The organism is Pseudomonas sp. BT76 TE3572, from assembly GCF_050435365.1.
Classification (GTDB): domain Bacteria; phylum Pseudomonadota; class Gammaproteobacteria; order Pseudomonadales; family Pseudomonadaceae; genus Aquipseudomonas; species Aquipseudomonas fluorescens_W.
On the sequence record NZ_JBNDKE010000001.1, the window covers coordinates 1,293,889 to 1,310,897 of the forward strand.

A 17,009-nucleotide genomic window follows, 5' to 3' on the forward strand; every position below is an offset into this window, starting at 1 on the left:
GGTCTTTATGAATGTCCCTTTCGATCAGCTGCTCACGTGGCTGAAAGATCACAAGATTACCGAAGTCGAGTGTGTGGTCAGCGACTTGACCGGCATTGCACGCGGCAAAATTGCACCCACCAACAAGTTCCTGCATGAGCGAGGCATGCGCCTGCCGGAAAGTGTGCTTTTGCAAACGGTAACCGGGGACTTTGTCGACGACGACATCTACTACGACCTGCTCGACCCGGCCGACATCGACATGGTGTGCAAGCCCGTCTCCGACGCGGTGTACGTGATTCCATGGGCCATCGAGCCCACCGCCATCGTGATTCACGACACCTTCGACAAGTTCGGCAACCCGATCGAGCTGTCACCGCGCAACGTGCTGAAAAAGGTCTTGCAGCTGTACACCGACAAAGGCTGGCGGCCGATTGTCGCGCCGGAAATGGAGTTCTACCTGACCCAGCGCTGCGAAGACCCGGACTTGCCGCTCAAGGCACCGCTGGGGCGTTCGGGCCGTGCGGAAAGTGGTCGCCAGTCGTTTTCCATCGACGCCGCCAACGAATTCGATCCGCTGTTTGAAGACGTGTACGACTGGTGCGAGCTCCAGGGCCTGGACCTCGATACCTTGATCCACGAAGACGGCCCGGCGCAGATGGAAATCAACTTCCGTCACGGCGACGCACTGGACCTGGCCGACCAGATCACCGTGTTCAAACGCACCCTGCGCGAAGCGGCGCTCAAGCACAACGTCACCGCGACCTTCATGGCCAAACCGATTGGCGATGAACCCGGCAGCGCCATGCATATCCACCAAAGCGTGGTGGACATCGCCACCGGCCAGCCGATCTTTGCCGATGCCGACGGGCAGATGAGCGAGCTGTTCCTGCACCACATCGGCGGCCTGCAAAAGTACATCCCCAAAGTGCTGCCGATGTTCGCGCCGAACGTCAATTCGTTCCGCCGCTTCCTGCCGGACACATCGGCGCCGGTAAACGTCGAATGGGGCGAAGAAAACCGTACGGTGGGCCTGCGTGTGCCGACCTCCACGCCGGACGCAATGCGCGTGGAAAACCGTTTGCCGGGCGCCGATGCCAACCCTTATCTGGCCATCGCAGCGAGCCTGTTGTGTGGGTATCTGGGGATGGTCGAACGCATCGAGCCGAGTGCGGCGGTGCAAGGTCGTGCCTACGAACGCCGCAACCTGCGCCTGCCGATCACTATCGAAGACGCTCTGACGCAGATGGAAGAATGCGAAACCATCGGGCGTTATCTGGGCAGCAAATTCGTCCGCGGTTATGTAGCGGTCAAGCGCGCCGAACACGAGAACTTCAAGCGGGTGATCAGCTCCTGGGAGCGTGAGTTCCTGCTGCTCAGCGTCTGAGATCTGCGCCGCCCGTGAGGGCCGTCATCGCGAGCATGCTCGCGATGACGGCCGCAAGAACACCAAAGAAACTCCAGAAGAATCCAATAACTATAAGAGGTGTCGATATGCGTCTATTGAAATCCGTGGTTCCAGTCGCCCTGGCGCTACTGTTCAGCGCCGTTGCGCAGGCTCAGCCAACGGTCAGCGTCTACAACTGGACCGATTACATCGGCGAGACCACCCTCGCCGACTTCCAGGCGAAAAGCGGGATCAAGGTGATCTACGACGTGTTCGACTCCAACGAAACCCTGGAGGGCAAATTGCTCGCTGGCCGCACCGGGTATGACGTGGTGGTGCCGTCCAACCACTTCCTCGCTCGCCAGGTGAAAGCCGGCGCGTTCCTGAAGCTCGATCGTTCGCAGCTGCCCAACTTCAAGAACCTCGACCCGAAACTGTTGGCGCTGCTGGAGAAAAACGACCCGGGCAACGAACACTCGGTCCCGTACCTGTGGGGCACCAACGGCATCGGTTACAACGTCGACAAGGTCAAGCAAGTGCTGGGCATTGACCGCATCGATTCCTGGGCGGTGTTTTTCGAACCGCAGAACCTGAAAAAACTCAGTCAGTGCGGCGTATCGATGATGGATTCGGCCGATGAAGTGTTCCCGGCCGTTCTCAATTACATGGGCATGGACCCGCGCAGCGAAAACCCTGAGGACTACAAGAAGGCTGAAGCCAAGCTGTTGGCCATCCGTCCTTACATCACCTACTTCCACTCCTCGAAGTACGTTTCAGATTTGGCCAACGGCGACATCTGCGTGGCTTTCGGTTACTCGGGTGACGTGTTCCAGGCCGCGAACCGGGCCAAGGAAGCCAAGAACGGCGTAAACATCGCCTACGCGATTCCCAAGGAAGGCAGTAACTTGTGGTTCGACCTGTTGGCGGTTCCCGCAGACGCCAGCAACCAGAAAGAAGCACACGCCTTTATCAACTACTTGCTGGACCCACACGTGATTGCCAAGGTCAGCGCGTCGGTCGGTTACGCCAACCCGAACCCGGCGTCCAAGCAAGACATGGACCCTGAGCTGGTCAACAATCCTGAGGTTTATCCGCCTCAGGCAGTCCTCGACAAGCTCTACATTTCCACCACCCCGCCCCAGGCAATCATGCGTTTGATGACCCGTTCCTGGAGCAAAGTGAAGTCCAACCAATGAATCAGTACAGCAACGAACATGCCCGTTCCTATTACGCCGCGTCAGCCAATGAAATGGCGCGCTACCCCACACTGACCGCGGATCTTGAAGCCGATGTCTGTGTGATCGGTGGCGGCTTTACCGGCGTTAACACAGCGATCGAATTGGCGCAGCGCGGGCTCTCGGTAATTCTGCTGGAGGGACGACGGATCGGTTGGGGGGCCAGCGGGCGCAACGGTGGTCAGTTGATCCGCGGTGTCGGCCATGACGTCAGCGGTTTTGCCCGTCATGTCGGTGAAGAAGGCGTGCGTTACCTTGAGCGTGCAGGCGTCGAATCGGTAGCGCTTGTGGGCAACCGCATTCGTGAACACGGGATTGATTGCGACCTGCGCTGGGGGTTCTGTGAACTGGCCAATACCAAAGCGCAGTTCGCGGCGTTCAAGGCTGAGCAGCAAGGCCTTGCCGAATCGGGTTACGCCCACGAAACCCGACTCGTCGGGCCGGAGCAGATCCGGCAGCAGGTGGTGAACTCAGGCGTGTATGCCGGTGGTCTCGTCGATATGGGCTCAGGTCACTTGCACCCGCTCAATCTTGTCCTTGGCGAAGCGCTAGTGGCGCAATCTTTAGGCGTGCAGATCTTCGAGCAGAGCCCGGTGCTGGAGTTGATCCATGGCAGCACCGTGCAGGTTCGCTGTGCCGGCGGCACGGTGCGCGCCGGCAGTCTGGTGCTGGCGTGCAACGCTCACCTGGAAGAACTCGAACCGAAGCTTAGCGGTAAGGTTCTCCCGGCCGGCAGCTACATCATCGCCACCGAGCAGTTGACGCCCGAACAGGCTGCGCAATTGATCCCGCATAACCTGGCGCTCTGCGACCAGAAAGTCGGCCTGGATTACTACCGGCTCTCGGCGGACCGACGTTTGCTGTTCGGCGGCGCCTGCCATTATTCTGGGCGCGATCCGGCGGACATCGAAGCTTACATGCGCCCGCACATGCTCAAGGTCTTCCCGCAATTGGCCAACGTGCGCATCGACTATCAATGGGGCGGCAAGATTGGCATCAGCGCCAATCGCTTTCCACAGGTCGGGCGCTTGAGCCAGCATCCGAACGTGTTTTACGCCCAGGGTTACTCCGGTCATGGCCTGAACGTGACCCACTGGTGCGCAAAGCTGTTGGGTGAAGCGATCCACGTCGGACACAGTCAGGGCTTTGACGTGTTCAGCGCCGTGCCACACATGACCTTTCCCGGCGGGCCCATGTTGCGTTCTCCTTTATTGGCTCTCGGCATGTTCTGGTATCGCCTGCGCGAACTGCTGGGGTGATCAGTAAGACGCTGGTTGCCTGACAGGCCGCCTTCGCGAGCAAGCAGTTGTTTGAGCCTTTCGATTTGCTCTATCGCGAGGCGCTTCTATATTGAGGGAGTGCTCTGACTTTCCAGCCTCCTTTCGAGCCCGCCCCATGGCTACGACTGAATCACTGATCATCTGCGAGCACTGCGACTGCGTGTATCAAAAAGTCACGCTCGCCAAACATCAGAAAACCCTCTGTACACGCTGCGGCGGCGTGCTTCAGCGCTATAACGGCCTGACGGTGGAACAACGTCTGGCGTTGACCTTCACCGCGTTGATGCTGTGGATTTTCGCCAACTTCTATCCCGTCATGAGCATCAGCCTCAAAGGCCTTAAAAACAGCGCAACACTCTGGGATTCGGTGCTGGCCCTGAGTCTGGGGCCGATCACTTTCATCGCCATGGTGGCGGCGATCTCGATGATCATCGCGCCGATTTTCCAGCTGGTGCTGCTCATCTGGGTGCTTAGCTTCGCCCTTGCCCACCGGCGCTCGCCCGGCTTCAAGTTCTGCATGCGCTGGCTGGAAACCCTCAGGCCCTGGAGCATGCTGGAGGTCTGCCTGCTGGGGGCGATGGTCGCGGTGATCAAACTCGCCGGATTGCTGGACGTGCTGCCCGGCATCGGCCTGTTTGCCCTGGCCATTCTCAGTCTGATGATGATCCGCATTGCCGGGCGCGACATCCGTGATCTATGGGACACCTTATGAACCGGCCCCCGCTGGCGAGTGAACTCAACCTGTGCCTGTGTCATAGCTGCGGCCTGGCCTGCGACATGACCGATGAACCTCACGAATGCACACGGTGCGGCGCGCCGCTGCATCGGCGCAAAACCAACTCACTGGCCCGGACCTGGGCCTACATGTTCACGGCCCTGGCATTTTACTTCCCGGCTAATCTGCTACCCGTGATGAACACCAAGATGGTCGGCAACGGCGCCGATAGCACGATCATGAGCGGTGTGATCGAGTTCTGGCAGCACGGCGCCTGGGACATTGCCCTGATTATTTTCATCGCCAGCATCGCGGTGCCGGGCATCAAGTTCGTCGCCCTGACGCTGTTGCTGGTGACCGTTCAACGCGACAGCCAATGGGCGAGTAAGCAGCGTTCAACGCTGTACCGTTTCGTCGAGCTCATCGGTTACTGGTCGATGCTCGATGTGATCGTGGTCGCCCTGGTGGCCTCACTGGTGAAGTTTCAAGCCCTGGCCGATATCGAACCGCGCCCGGGCATTCTGTTCTTTGGCCTGGTGGTGGTGTTCACCATGCTGTCGGCAATGAGTTTCGACCCACGCCTGATCTGGGATAAAGAAGAGCGGGATAACCCAAACGAGGAGGTCATGGATGAAGTCGCAAGCCACTGATGGGCCGCAAACCCCTGGCCAGGCCCCTGTCAAAACCCGCCGTTTCAGCGTTTCGCTGGTATGGATCGTGCCGATCGTCGCGGTGCTGGTGGGGCTTTCCCTGGTCGTGCACTCCATGTTGCAGGAAGGTCCGACCATTACTGTCACGTTCAAGACCGGCAGCGGCCTGACGGCCAACAAGACCGAGGTCAAATACCGCAATGTGGTGATCGGCCAAGTCTCGGACGTGGAGCTGAGCAACGATCAGAAGAGCGTCAACGCCACCATCAAACTGTCCAAACAGGCGGAAAGTTTCACCCGCGAAGACTCGCAATTCTGGGTCGTGCGTCCGCGTATTGGCGCCGGCGGGGTGTCGGGGATCGATACCCTGCTGTCCGGGGACTACATTGGCGCCGACATCGGCCAGGCCAATGCTCGCTCGAAGAACTTTACTGGCCTGGAAAACCCTCCGCCAATTACCTATGGCGAGCCGGGCAAACGCTTCACCCTGCGCACCGATGACCTCGGTTCGCTGGACATCGGCTCTCCGGTTTACTACCGCAAGATTCCGGTCGGGCAAGTGGTGGCCTACGCCCTGAATGCCGACGGTAAAGGGGTCGATATCGAGATTTTCGTGCATTCGCCCAATGATGCCTACGTGACCGATAACACCCGTTTCTGGAACGCCAGCGGCATCGACGTGAACGTCGGCGCCAACGGCTTTTCGGTGAAAACCGAATCGCTGTCATCGATTCTGGTGGGCGGTATCGCCTTCCGCGCTCCTGATTACAGCCCCAATGATCAACCGGCCGCAGAGGACAAAGCCTTCGACCTGTTCGAAGACCAGCTAACCGCCCTCGCCCCGCCCAGCGGCAAGGGGCAATTCTTGAGTTTGCGTTTCGATCAGGCCTTGCGCGGGCTCAAGGTCGGTGCACCGGTGGAATTCCTTGGCATCGAGTTCGGCAAAGTGGTGGCGGTCAATCTGGATTTCGACGCGAAAAAACGCAGTTTCCCGGTCAATGTCGGCATCGTGATCTACCCCCAACGACTCGGCCAGGCTCACGCCAAAATGCTTGAGGTCTTGAAGCATGACCCTAACGACGAAGCCGCTGGCGTACGTCTGATGGGCAGTTTCATCGAAAACGGTCTGCGGGCCCAGGCCCGTAGTGGCAACCTGTTGACTGGTCAGCTCTACATTGCGCTCGACTTCTACCCCAAAGCGGAGAAAGTCGTATTCGATCCGACCGCCCGTCCAGTCTCAATCCCGACCGTACCTGGCAGCCTCGAACAATTGCAGGAAAAACTGGAGGGCATGATTACCAAGATCAACCAACTGCCCATCGAGCGCATCGCCGGCAATCTGGACAGCAACCTCGTCGAACTGCGTAAAGGTCTGGCGCAATTCAACGCCAAGACCCTCCCCGGCGTGCAGACCACCCTGGCGGACGTCAGCAAGACCCTGCAATCGGCCAGTTCGACCTTGGCCGAAGACTCGCCGCAACGCGAACAATTGGGTCAGACCCTCGAGGAACTCGGGCGCATGTCGCGCTCCTTGCGTGAACTCTCGGATTACCTGGGTCGGCATCCGGAATCGCTGATTCGCGGTCGTCCCGACAATGCCGCGCCGATGGACCTGCAGGGGCCGCCGCGCAAATGACCACAGGAGCATCACTCATGGTTAATCCGCTGAAGATCAGCTTGGTCACTGCATTGTTGCTACTCGCCGCGTGCCGCAGTGAGCCGATTCAATTTCACACCCTGACCCCGGCTCAACCGAGCGGCAATTCAAGGACCAGCGCTGCGGATATCCAGATCGAGGGCCTCAGCGTCCCTCCCCAGGTCGACCGCCCGCAAATCGTGATTCGCCAGGGCAACAGTGGCCTGGCGATCCTCGAAACCGAATGGTGGGGCGCGAGCCTGTCGGATGAATTGCGCAGTGCCCTGGTCGATCAACTGGTCAACAGCAATCCCCAGCGCAAGGTTTCGGTGCGGCTGGACGTGCAACGGTTTGATTCGATCCCCGGCCAATACGCGCTGATTGACGTCAAATGGCGCCTGCGTCGCCTCGGCGAAAGTGATAACGCGCTGGTCACTTGCCGCAGCACGTTGCAGACACCTTCGGGACCTTCCATCGATGAACTGGTGATCGCTCAACAGAACAACGTCAAACGTCTTGCCGCGCTGATTAACCAGGCCGCTGCCGGAACACCGAAAGGTTGTCCATCGGCCCAGTAAAACGTTTACTCGCGGTCCAGCTCAACGGTGAAACAACAACCGTTGGGCTGGCGGCTACTGAGTTGTACTCGCCAGTTCTGATTGCTGCAGATCCGTTGTACCAGTGAAAGGCCCAACCCCAACCCTTCACCTCGACGCTCGTCACCGCGCACGAACGGCTGAAATATCGCATCGCGTTCTTCTTCCGGGATGCCTATGCCACTGTCTTCGATAGTGAAGCCGTGTTCACGCAGGGTCAGTCGGATGAGGCCTTGATCCGTGTAGTGCCAGGCATTTCGCAACAAATTGCCCATGACCGATTGCAGGAACGTCAGGTTATGACGAACCGACGAAACGTGCTCGATGACGTAAATGAATTCGATGCCCTTCTCCCGGATCAATCGCCCCCAGATATCAACCAGCGCATCGGCGACTTCCTTGAGGGTGGCATTGGCCTGCGAACCGGAATCCTCTCGAGCGCGAGCCAGCATCAAAAACGTTTCGACCAATTGACGCATTTCATCGGTGGCCCGGGCGATTCGGCTGACCTGAGCCGCGGAACGAGGGTCCAGCGTGGGATTGCTCAGCAACAGCTCACAGGAGCTGCCCAACACCATGAGCGGTGTACGCAATTCGTGACTGACATCACTGGTGAAGAGTTTTTCCCGGCCCAGTGCTGCGCGCAGACGTCCCAGGGTCTGGTCAAAGGACTGCGCCAGCTCTCCCACCTCATCAGCCGCATAGTCGGGTCGAAGCGGCGACGCGAGGTCCAATAGTTGATCGCGATGACGCACCTGGCGTGCCAGGCGAATCACTGGCGCCATCACACGCCGGGCCAATAACCGGCCCAGCAGAATCGCCAACAGAATGCTTAAAACGAAACTGACCATGACGACAGCAAACAACATCCGCTCGCGCTGTTCGAGACTTTGCTGATCGCGCAGCAACACATACTTGCGCCCATCCACGACCTCGACCATCGCGTAGAAATCGGCGCCGTGATACAGGATTTCCTGAAATCCAAGACGTAGCGATTCCAGCTGCGAATCAAGCGCCATGAGGCCCTTTCCGCCCTGGGTAAAAAACAGCTCGTCTTTTTCCGGTTGATGGGTCCACTGAGCGGGATTGTCCATCGACAGCAGACGGTGCATCCCTCCGGCTAATCGCGTCGTCGTGAGCTTTCGGTCAACCACGTGCACTGTTGCGACGATGCCCACTGCAAATACGCCTGCCACCAACGCGCTCATCAGGGCGAATACGATGACGATCCTTTTCGTCAGGCTCTGTTTGAAATCCATTCTTTGTTTCCACTAACAAGGTGTAAAAGATAAGAGTTCGCAAACATGAACTAACCAGGCGCTGCCCATAGGCCGTGCAAATTTTTCACATCCATTTCACTTGCCCCACACCTGCCGATATTTAGCCTCTCTTATACCACCTCGATTTTTAATCCGCGCTCTGGCTTGACTGATATGTCATTCGGCATGGGCGTTGTAAGTAATTCGCTATTGCGTACTGACGGGTAAATAAAACGTGATTAAATCTTCATTGCGCAAGCAGTTACCCAAGCGAGTCTTGAGCCCGCGGCTGACCAGGCTGACGTTGTCGGCGGTGGCGCTCATCGCTGTAGCGTTAGTGACGGGTTTTGTCTTGTGGCCAAGATCGCCGGACAATCTGGCCACGACCGGAACCGACGCTACCACGCGCTTGATCAATCAGTGGCAAGCGGGCGAGATCATCGCACTGGTTCGTCATACCGAGCGCTGCGACCGCTCCACCAATCCTTGCCTCGGCCCGGCCGACGGCATTACTCGAGTCGGCAGCGATGCCGCCGCGGCCGTGGGTCAAGGGTTCCAGCGTCTGGGTATGGACCAGACCGATGTCTTGAGCAGCCCGGTCACCCGTACGGCACAAACCTCGCATTCCATGTTTGGCAAAGACGCAATGACCCAGGAATGGTTGGCCAGCTGTGGCAAAACCCTGCGTAATGATGTGGTGGCGCACAAACGTGCCCAGCACAATCTGGTGCTGGTGACGCACAGCGGTTGCATCAGCGATTTCGAAGCCCAGACCGGTTTTAAACACTCGGCTTCGAGTGAGTATGGTAGTTCGTTGTTTGTCCGCATTGATGCCAATGGTCAACTGCAAGTACTCGGCATACTTAATGCCGGTGATTGGCACTCCTTGTTTAAAGATCCGCGGATCAAGCAATAAGTTTGCAGTCTTGATGAGCGGCCCTCGATAAAAGCGCTCAGCGCTCGTCGCAACTAACAAATACAGGATCTGATGTTTGCAGTTCGGATCAGTATTGACCCACGACATAGATAAAGTTACGCGCACGCTGAAATACCCTGCGCACGTCCCCCTCCGAGCAACCTCTGCTGCGCCAAGGTCGAATCATGACACCTGATAACTTGCAGTCCTGCGCTGCTGACAATTTACTGCGCCCCGCTTTCCAGACCTCCACCCTCACCGAACGCTGGGCCCTACCTGCGTTGCTGCTGGCGTTTTTGGTGTTTTATCTCTTGCCCCTGATGTCCCATGGACTGTGGACGCCAGACGAAACCCGTTATGGCCAGATCAGCCAGGAAATGCTGCTGAGCGGGAACTGGACCTCCCCGCATTTCATGGGCATTCGCTACTTCGAGAAGCCGATCGCCGGGTACTGGATGATCGCCATCGCGCAGGCCATCTTTGGCGACAACCTGTTCGGGGTACGTATCGTCTCGGCACTGAGCACAGGACTGAGTGTCTGGCTGGCTTACCTGATGGCCAGCCGCTTATGGGGCGAGCGGCGCAAAAGCGTTGCCTGCGCAATGCTGTACATGAGTTTCGGGCTGATCGCCGGTCAGGCCGGATATGCCAACCTCGATCCGCAATTCACGTTGTGGGCCAACCTGAGCCTGGTCTCGCTGTGGTTCGCCATTGATAGCCGTTCTTTAAGTCGTCGCCTCGGCGCCTGGGCGCTGTTGGGCGTTGCCTGTGGAATGGGTTTCATGACCAAGGGTTTTCTGGCGTGGCTACTCCCTGTGTTGATCGCCCTGCCCTACATGCTCTGGCAACGACGCATGGGAGAGCTGTTGCGCTACGGGCCGTTGGCGGTGCTTGTCGCCGTGGTGGTTTGCCTGCCGTGGGCGCTCGCAATCCACCATCAGGAACCGGATTTCTGGCGGTTTTTCTTCTGGAACGAACACGTTCGCCGCTTCGCTGCCGATAACGCTCAACACGCCCGTCCATGGTGGTTCTACCTGCCACTGCTGGTCGTGTCGAGCTTGCCATGGGCTGCGTTATTGCCCACGACATTCGTCCAGGCCTGGCAGCAAAAACGCCAGCCAGCGATCGCTTTCCTGTTGCTCTGGCTGCTGTTGCCACTGGGGTTCTTCAGCCTGAGCAGCGGCAAGCTGCCGACCTATATCATGCCGTGCCTGTTACCCCTGGCGTTGCTGATGGGCCATGCTTTGACCGAGTTGCTGAACAACGCGCGCGGCCGAGCGATTCGTATCAACGGAATGATCAATGTCGTCATTGCTACCACAGCCCTGATCGTCCTGCTCTATCTGCAGACCACCAAAGAGATCTACGAAAACACTGAAATGTTCAGCCTGTCGCTGGTGTTTTTCGTGCTGGTTGGCTGGATCATCGCTAACGCGTTGCAAGTCTTGCGTCCATTGATGTTCTGGGCCATGCCGGCCCTGGGCATCTGGCTGCTGGTCGCGTTGCTGCCGGCGGCGATGCCCGGCCAGATCGTCGATAACAAGATGCCCGATCAGTTCATTGCCGAGCATCTGGGTGCCTTGAGTCAGACCACCTCGTTGCTGAGCAACGATTTGGGGGCGGCGGCAGCGTTGTCCTGGCGATTGAAGCAGCCGCAGATCGCTCTTTACAACACCATCGGCGAGCTGAAGTACGGTCTCGATGATCCCTCCATGGCCTCAAGAATCGTCACGATGAAAAGTATTGGGCCATGGATGACCGAGGCCCGCAAAAAAGGCGCGGTCGGCGTGGTGATGCGGGTCAACAGTGTCCAGGAAGTGCAAGAAGTCGAGTTGTTGCCCATCGATGGCAAGCGTTATCAGCGCGGCAATCTGGAGATTCTGATTTTCCCGCAAAGCCAGCCCTGACAAGACCGGAAAAGAAGAGAGGCCCCTGGGGCCTCTCGATTCATTCGGGTTTAAGAAACTGTCAGTGCGCGCCTGACTGTTTACGAGTCAGAGTTGCTGGCACGCAAACAACTGACGCCAGGCTGGGTCGTCCATGACGATGAGTTGCAGCGGGTGGACCAGTTTCTCGGCGCCCTGGGGATCACTGAACTATTCTTTCGCAACCTTGGGGAACAGTGTCCATCGCAATCCATGACCTGAATCAGGCGCTGCGCTTTGCCGATCAGGTATTAGTGATCGCCAATGGCACCAGCCAGGGCAGCGGTCCGAGCGATCAAGTGATTACGGTGAAGATGCTGCGCGATGTCTACGAGGTTGAAGCAAGGATCGAGCAATGCAGCCGTGGACAGCGCCACATTCTGATCGACGACATCGTTTGATACCCGATCCACCGCGCAATGGGCTGAGGTGCTGCTAATCTGAATGAAAATGACATGTATTAACGGTTTCTTTAACGTTTTTTTCTCATGTTGTTCTCTACATTCGCTGCAACTCAAAACATGCCAATGATTCGCATTGTTCTGCCAGCGAGTCTGCATGCATGACTTCTAAAAAAGACCAGGAGCTGCCCACAGAATGAATGCCCGTATCCCTTCTTTCCTGAAAAAAGCATTGCTGGCCACCGCGCTGCTGAGCGTCGGCCACGTGTATGCGGCGGATGCCGATGGCATCGTAGTCTACAACGCCCAGCACGAAAGCCTGACCAAATCCTGGATCGAGGGTTTTACCAAGGAAACCGGCATCAAAGTCACGGTGCGCAATGGTGACGACACCGAGATGGGCAATCAGATCGTACAGGAAGGCGCCGCCTCCCCGGCCGACGTGTTCCTGACCGAAAACTCCCCGGCCATGGTGCTGGTCGACAACGCGGGGCTGTTTGCGCCGGTTGCGCCGGCCACCCTGGAACAGATCGGTAATGCTTACCGCCCGGCCCATGGCAAATGGGTGGGGATCGCCGCACGCTCCACGGTGTTTGTCTATAACCCGAGCAAACTGCCCGAAGCCGAGCTGCCCAAGTCGCTGATGGACCTCGCTGGCCCGAACTGGAAAGGTCGCTGGGGCGCTTCGCCGGCCGGTGCCGACTTCCAGGCCATCGTCGCCGCCGTGCTGGAACTCAAGGGTGAAGCCGCCACGCTGGAATGGCTCAAAGGATTGAAGGCCAATGCCACGATCTATCGCGGCAACAGTGCGGTACTGAAAGCGGTCAACGCCGGGCAGGTCGACAGCGGCGTGATCTACCACTATTACAGCTTCGGCGACCAGGCCAAGACCGGCGAAAACAGCAAGAACACCGCCCTGCACTACTTCAAGCACAAGGACCCGGGCGCGTTTGTCAGCGTCTCCGGCGGCGGCGTGCTAGCGTCCAGCAAACACAAGGAACAAGCCCAGGCGTTCCTCAAATGGGTTACCGGCAAAGATGGCCAGGCCATCCTCAAAACCGGCAAATCGTTTGAATACGCGGTGGGCAAGAACGCTGAATCCAATCCAAAACTGGTGCCTTTGCAGCAACTCGACGCGCCGACAGTCGATGCTTCAAAACTCGACAGTAAAAAAGCCGTTGAGCTGATGACTCAGGCAGGACTGCTCTAATTGATGCCTGAAACCTTGCCCGCGGGTGTCGCCGAGGCAATACCCGCGAATTTGCGACGACGAACCCGCGGCCTCTTCGCGGGGCGCGGTGGCGCGTGGGTGATCGGCTTGTCGGTGCTGGTTTCGCTGCTGTCGCTGCTGCCGATTGCCTTCGTCATCGGCGTGTCGTTTCAGACAGGCTGGGCGACCCTTGTACCGCTGGTATTCCGGCCGCGGGTCGCTGAACTGTTGATCAACACTGTTTTACTGGTGGTGATCACGATTCCGTTGTGCGTCACGTTAGGTCTGTCTCTGGCCTGGCTGACAGAGCGCACCAACCTGCCGGGGCGGCGCTGGTGGTCGTTATTGGCGACCGCGCCGCTGGCGGTGCCGGCGTTCGTGCACAGCTATGCGTGGGTCAGTCTGGTCCCGCCGATTCACGGGCTGTTTGCCGGGGTTCTGGTCTCGGTCATCGCCTACTTCCCGTTCCTGTACTTGCCGATTGCAGCGACCCTGCGCAGGCTCGATCCGGCCATCGAAGACGTTGCCGAATCGCTGGGGCTCAAGCCTTGGGCGATATTTTTCCGCGTGGTGCTGCCGCAATTGCGCCTGGCCATCTGCGGCGGCGCGTTGCTGGTGGGCCTGCACTTGCTGGCCGAATATGGCCTGTACGCGATGATCCGTTTCGACACCTTCACCACCGCCATCTTCGATCAGTTCAAATCCACCTTTAACGGCCCCGCCGCGCACATGCTGGCCAGCGTGCTCGCCCTGTGTTGCCTGGTGATGCTGACCGCAGAGTCGGCCGCTCGCGGTACGGCGCGTTACGCCCGGGTCGGGTCGGGAAGTGCTCGCGAACAGCGAGTGGTGCGTCTGAAATCTGGAACCACCCTCCTCGCCCTGATCGTACAGATCGCGACCTGCGCGCTGACGCTGGGCGTGCCACTGGTGACTTTAGGCAGCTGGCTGATAGCCGGCGGTCTGCAGGTCTGGCAGATGGACGAACTTCTGCCGGCGCTGGAACAGACGCTGCTGCTCGGCGTCGCGGGTGCAGCCCTCACCACGTGCGCCGCCATCCCGATTGCCTGGCTGTCGATTCGTTCTCCGGGTCGGTTGCAACGTGTCCTGGAAAGCTGCAACTACATCACCAGTTCGTTGCCCGGGATCGTCGTGGCCCTGGCGTTGGTGACCGTCACCATCCATTTCGCCCGGCCGATTTACCAGACGACCATCACGGTGCTACTGGCATACCTGCTGATGTTTTTGCCCCGCGCCCTGGTGAGTTTGCGCGCCGGGATCGCCCAGGCGCCGGTGGAACTGGAAAACATGGCCCGCAGCCTCGGCCGCTCCCCCGCCCGGGCATTGTGGCTGATCACCCTGCGCCTGGCCGCGCCCGGCGCTGCCGCTGGCGCCGCGCTGGTGTTTCTGGCGATCACCAATGAGTTGACCGCTACCCTGCTGCTCGCCCCCAACGGCACGCGCACCCTGGCCACCGGGTTCTGGGCCATGACCAGCGAAATCGATTACGCTGCGGCTGCGCCCTATGCCCTGCTGATGATTTTGCTGTCGCTTCCCTTGACCGGACTTCTTTATCACCAATCCAAACGAACGGCTGGCCGATGAACGCTCTTGAACTCCATTCCATTTCCAAGTCCTACGGCTCCTATCAAGCGCTGGAGAGCATCAACCTGTCGGTGCCAACGGGCAGCCGAACGGTTATCGTCGGCCCGTCCGGCTCAGGAAAAACCACGTTGTTGCGGATGATCGCCGGCTTCGAATTCCCGGATACGGGCCGTCTCTCACTCAATGGCCAAACGCTCGTCGACGACACCCACGAAGTCCCGGCGCATCAGCGTTTGATTGGTTATGTTCCCCAGGACGGCGCCCTGTTCCCGCACATGACCGTGGCCGCAAACATCGGTTTCGGGCTTTCGATCAAGGGCGGTGCAAAACAGGAGCGCGTCGCAGAGTTGATGGACAGCGTGGCGCTGGATGCAAACATGGCCAACCGTTGGCCCCATGAACTCTCCGGCGGCCAGCAACAACGCGTGGCACTGGCGCGGGCATTGGCGCAGCAACCGCGCTTGATGTTGCTGGATGAGCCGTTTTCGGCCCTCGACACCGGACTTCGGGGCGCCATGCGCAAAATGGTCGCACGGCTACTGACAGACGCCGGCGTGACCACCATTCTGGTCACCCATGACCAGAGTGAAGCGTTGTCGTTTGCCGATCAGCTGGCGGTGATGCGCGACGGTCGGCTGGTGCAGTCGGGCCATCCGCTGGACCTTTACCGCTACCCCGAGGATGAACAAACCGCGCTGTTTCTGGGGGATGCCGTGGTCATGCCCGCCAGAATCGAGGCCGGCTGGGCCCATTGCGATCTCGGTCGGATACCGGTGAACAACCACCGGAACAACAAATCGGCGCAGATCATGCTGCGTCCCGAACAACTGCAACTCGTCAGCATCCAGCCCAACCCAACCGAGGCTGCCGGGTGTCGCGCCGTTGTGACCGAGCGGGATTTCAGCGGCAATACCTGCACGTTGACGGTGGAATTGGAGACGTTGGCTTCCGGGCAACAACCTGGACGATCATTGATGGTGCGCAGTTCGGGCCTGTATGCGCCACCCGCCGGCAGCGAGGTTCACGTCTCGACGATCGGCCATGCCCACGTACTGAGCGAATCCTGAACCCCGCCCATCAAAGATCGAACCGGTCCACGGCCCGACGCCGTTCGTTGTCATCGCGCACATCGTAGTTGGCCGTGGTCTGGATGTTGCTGTGATGGGCGAGTTTCTGGGCGATCGACAAGTCGTACTCCTCAATTACTCGGGTAATGAACGAACGTCGAAAATCATGCGGCATGATTTTCACCCCGACCTGCGCGCCGCGCTGTCGGGCGATGTAATAAATCGCATGTTTGGTGATGCGCTCGCGGGTGATGTGACTGCCGCGGCGGATGCGATTGAACAGGAACGAATCGTCCACTTCACCTTCCTTCAGTAGCGAGCGCCGCAGTTCCAGCCAGTCGTTGAGTTTGGCGAACGCCCAGGCCGGTGCGTACTTGATCAATTGCTTGTTGCCCTTGGCGGTCACACGCAGGCTGCGCTCGGCAAAATCGACCTGGCTCAGGTCCAGGTTCACCGATTCCGATTTGCGCATGCCTGAGCCATACAAAATCCCGATGATCGCCGCATCCCTCAACCCTTGTGGCCGTGGATCGGCAGCGCAGACCGCCATCAATTCCTGGATCAGCGTGCGCCTGAGGTTGCGCCCCTGGGACAATCGCGTGCCGGCAATCCCTTTCACCGAACGCATTTTCAGCAAGTGCTCCTGACTGATCAGGCTCATGCGCCATGCCTCGTTCATCACCCCGCGCACCGCGTTGACGTACAGCGAAGAGGTGTTCGGCGCGTAGCCGTCGGTGCGCAAAGTGGCCACCAGCGCGATGACATCTTCCGGTTGCAGGTTGTGCCAGGGAATCTCCTCGACGTTCATGTCTTCGAAGCCCAACCGGTCAGCGGCATCCTGCAACACATAACGCATGGTCAGTTGGCTGGAGGGCGCCAGACGCGCCAGATACAGGGTCAGCGGATTGGTCTTTGAGGGAATTGGGTCGGTAGCGGGTAAGTCAATCAAACGAAACGGCCTTCAGTGGAAACAGTTCATTAAACAACTAAGGATTGAAACATCCTTCATGTAAAGCAGGACACTTCTGTAGGACCTTCTACTAGAAAACTCGATGAACGGCTGAAGGCTGAACAGTGGCTGTATGACCTCCAGATAAACGATTCGCCGACCGGTTTTTCATGTCCCTTTCACAAATTCAGGAATAACCTCA

General features: G+C 58.7%; 14 protein-coding genes and 1 pseudogene. 13 read left to right on the forward strand and 2 right to left on the reverse strand.

Annotation, left to right across the window (positions count from 1 at the left end):
- Positions 1-7: 7 nt before the first annotated feature.
- The 7 genes from ABH912_RS05840 (at position 8) to ABH912_RS05870 (ending at position 7,460) form a co-directional block, all read left to right on the forward strand.
- Complete coding sequence (locus tag ABH912_RS05840; protein ID WP_282378368.1) at positions 8-1,366, forward strand: glutamine synthetase family protein; 1,359 nt, start codon at positions 8-10, stop codon at positions 1,364-1,366.
- A 107-nt stretch (positions 1,367-1,473) separates the two neighbouring features.
- The gene (locus ABH912_RS05845; RefSeq protein ID WP_429510007.1) at positions 1,474-2,562 is read left to right on the forward strand and encodes a polyamine ABC transporter substrate-binding protein; all 1,089 of its coding nucleotides are present in this window, start codon (positions 1,474-1,476) and stop codon (positions 2,560-2,562) included.
- Entirely contained in the window at positions 2,559-3,860 is a 1,302-nt protein-coding gene (locus tag ABH912_RS05850) for an NAD(P)/FAD-dependent oxidoreductase (protein ID WP_429510009.1), read from the forward strand. The genes ABH912_RS05845 and ABH912_RS05850 overlap by 4 nt, the downstream gene beginning before the upstream one ends.
- Positions 3,861-3,996: 136 nt before the next feature.
- Positions 3,997-4,593 (forward strand): paraquat-inducible protein A, encoded by a 597-nt coding sequence (locus ABH912_RS05855; RefSeq protein WP_429510010.1) that lies wholly within the window; start codon positions 3,997-3,999, stop codon positions 4,591-4,593.
- Positions 4,590-5,246, forward strand: coding sequence for a paraquat-inducible protein A (locus ABH912_RS05860; protein ID WP_033054810.1), 657 nt, complete (start codon positions 4,590-4,592; stop codon positions 5,244-5,246). Before ABH912_RS05855 ends, ABH912_RS05860 begins: the two co-directional genes overlap by 4 nt.
- Positions 5,227-6,882 carry an intermembrane transport protein PqiB gene (locus tag ABH912_RS05865; RefSeq protein WP_429510012.1) on the forward strand — a complete coding sequence of 552 codons (1,656 nt, stop codon included), beginning with the start codon at positions 5,227-5,229 and terminating at the stop codon, positions 6,880-6,882. Before ABH912_RS05860 ends, ABH912_RS05865 begins: the two co-directional genes overlap by 20 nt.
- 17 nt (positions 6,883-6,899) lie before the next feature.
- The gene (locus ABH912_RS05870; RefSeq protein ID WP_033054808.1) at positions 6,900-7,460 is read left to right on the forward strand and encodes a PqiC family protein; all 561 of its coding nucleotides are present in this window, start codon (positions 6,900-6,902) and stop codon (positions 7,458-7,460) included.
- Between the two features lie 5 nt (positions 7,461-7,465).
- On the opposite strand, the gene ABH912_RS05875 is transcribed toward ABH912_RS05870, so the two are convergent.
- Positions 7,466-8,737, reverse strand: coding sequence for a sensor histidine kinase (locus ABH912_RS05875; protein ID WP_429510014.1), 1,272 nt, complete (start codon positions 8,735-8,737; stop codon positions 7,466-7,468).
- Positions 8,738-8,972: 235 nt separating this feature from the next.
- On the opposite strand from ABH912_RS05875, the gene ABH912_RS05880 reads away from it, so the two are divergent.
- From ABH912_RS05880 to ABH912_RS05905, 6 genes and pseudogenes are all read left to right on the forward strand, one after another.
- A complete protein-coding gene (locus ABH912_RS05880) occupies positions 8,973-9,653 on the forward strand; it encodes a histidine phosphatase family protein (RefSeq protein WP_050482767.1) in 681 nt (226 codons plus the stop codon).
- Positions 9,654-9,838: 185 nt separating this feature from the next.
- Positions 9,839-11,560: a lipid IV(A) 4-amino-4-deoxy-L-arabinosyltransferase gene (gene arnT, locus ABH912_RS05885; RefSeq protein WP_429510016.1), complete on the forward strand. Its 1,722-nt coding sequence runs from the start codon at positions 9,839-9,841 to the stop codon at positions 11,558-11,560.
- Between the two features lie 63 nt (positions 11,561-11,623).
- Positions 11,624-11,979, forward strand: a pseudogene (locus ABH912_RS05890) (ABC transporter ATP-binding protein); the annotation flags it as partial.
- 196 nt (positions 11,980-12,175) lie between these two features.
- Positions 12,176-13,189, forward strand: a complete 1,014-nt coding sequence (locus ABH912_RS05895) for an iron ABC transporter substrate-binding protein (RefSeq protein ID WP_033054802.1) — start codon at positions 12,176-12,178, stop codon at positions 13,187-13,189.
- A gap of 3 nt (positions 13,190-13,192) precedes the next feature.
- A complete protein-coding gene (locus tag ABH912_RS05900; protein WP_429510018.1) occupies positions 13,193-14,791 on the forward strand; it encodes an ABC transporter permease in 1,599 nt (532 codons plus the stop codon).
- Positions 14,788-15,858 (forward strand): ABC transporter ATP-binding protein, encoded by a 1,071-nt coding sequence (locus ABH912_RS05905; protein ID WP_429510020.1) that lies wholly within the window; start codon positions 14,788-14,790, stop codon positions 15,856-15,858. The genes ABH912_RS05900 and ABH912_RS05905 overlap by 4 nt, the downstream gene beginning before the upstream one ends.
- 10 nt (positions 15,859-15,868) lie before the next feature.
- Here the strand turns inward: ABH912_RS05905 and ABH912_RS05910 are convergent, their stop codons facing one another.
- The gene (locus ABH912_RS05910) at positions 15,869-16,807 is read right to left on the reverse strand and encodes a site-specific integrase (protein WP_429510022.1); all 939 of its coding nucleotides are present in this window, start codon (positions 16,805-16,807) and stop codon (positions 15,869-15,871) included.
- Positions 16,808-17,009 lie beyond the last annotated feature (202 nt).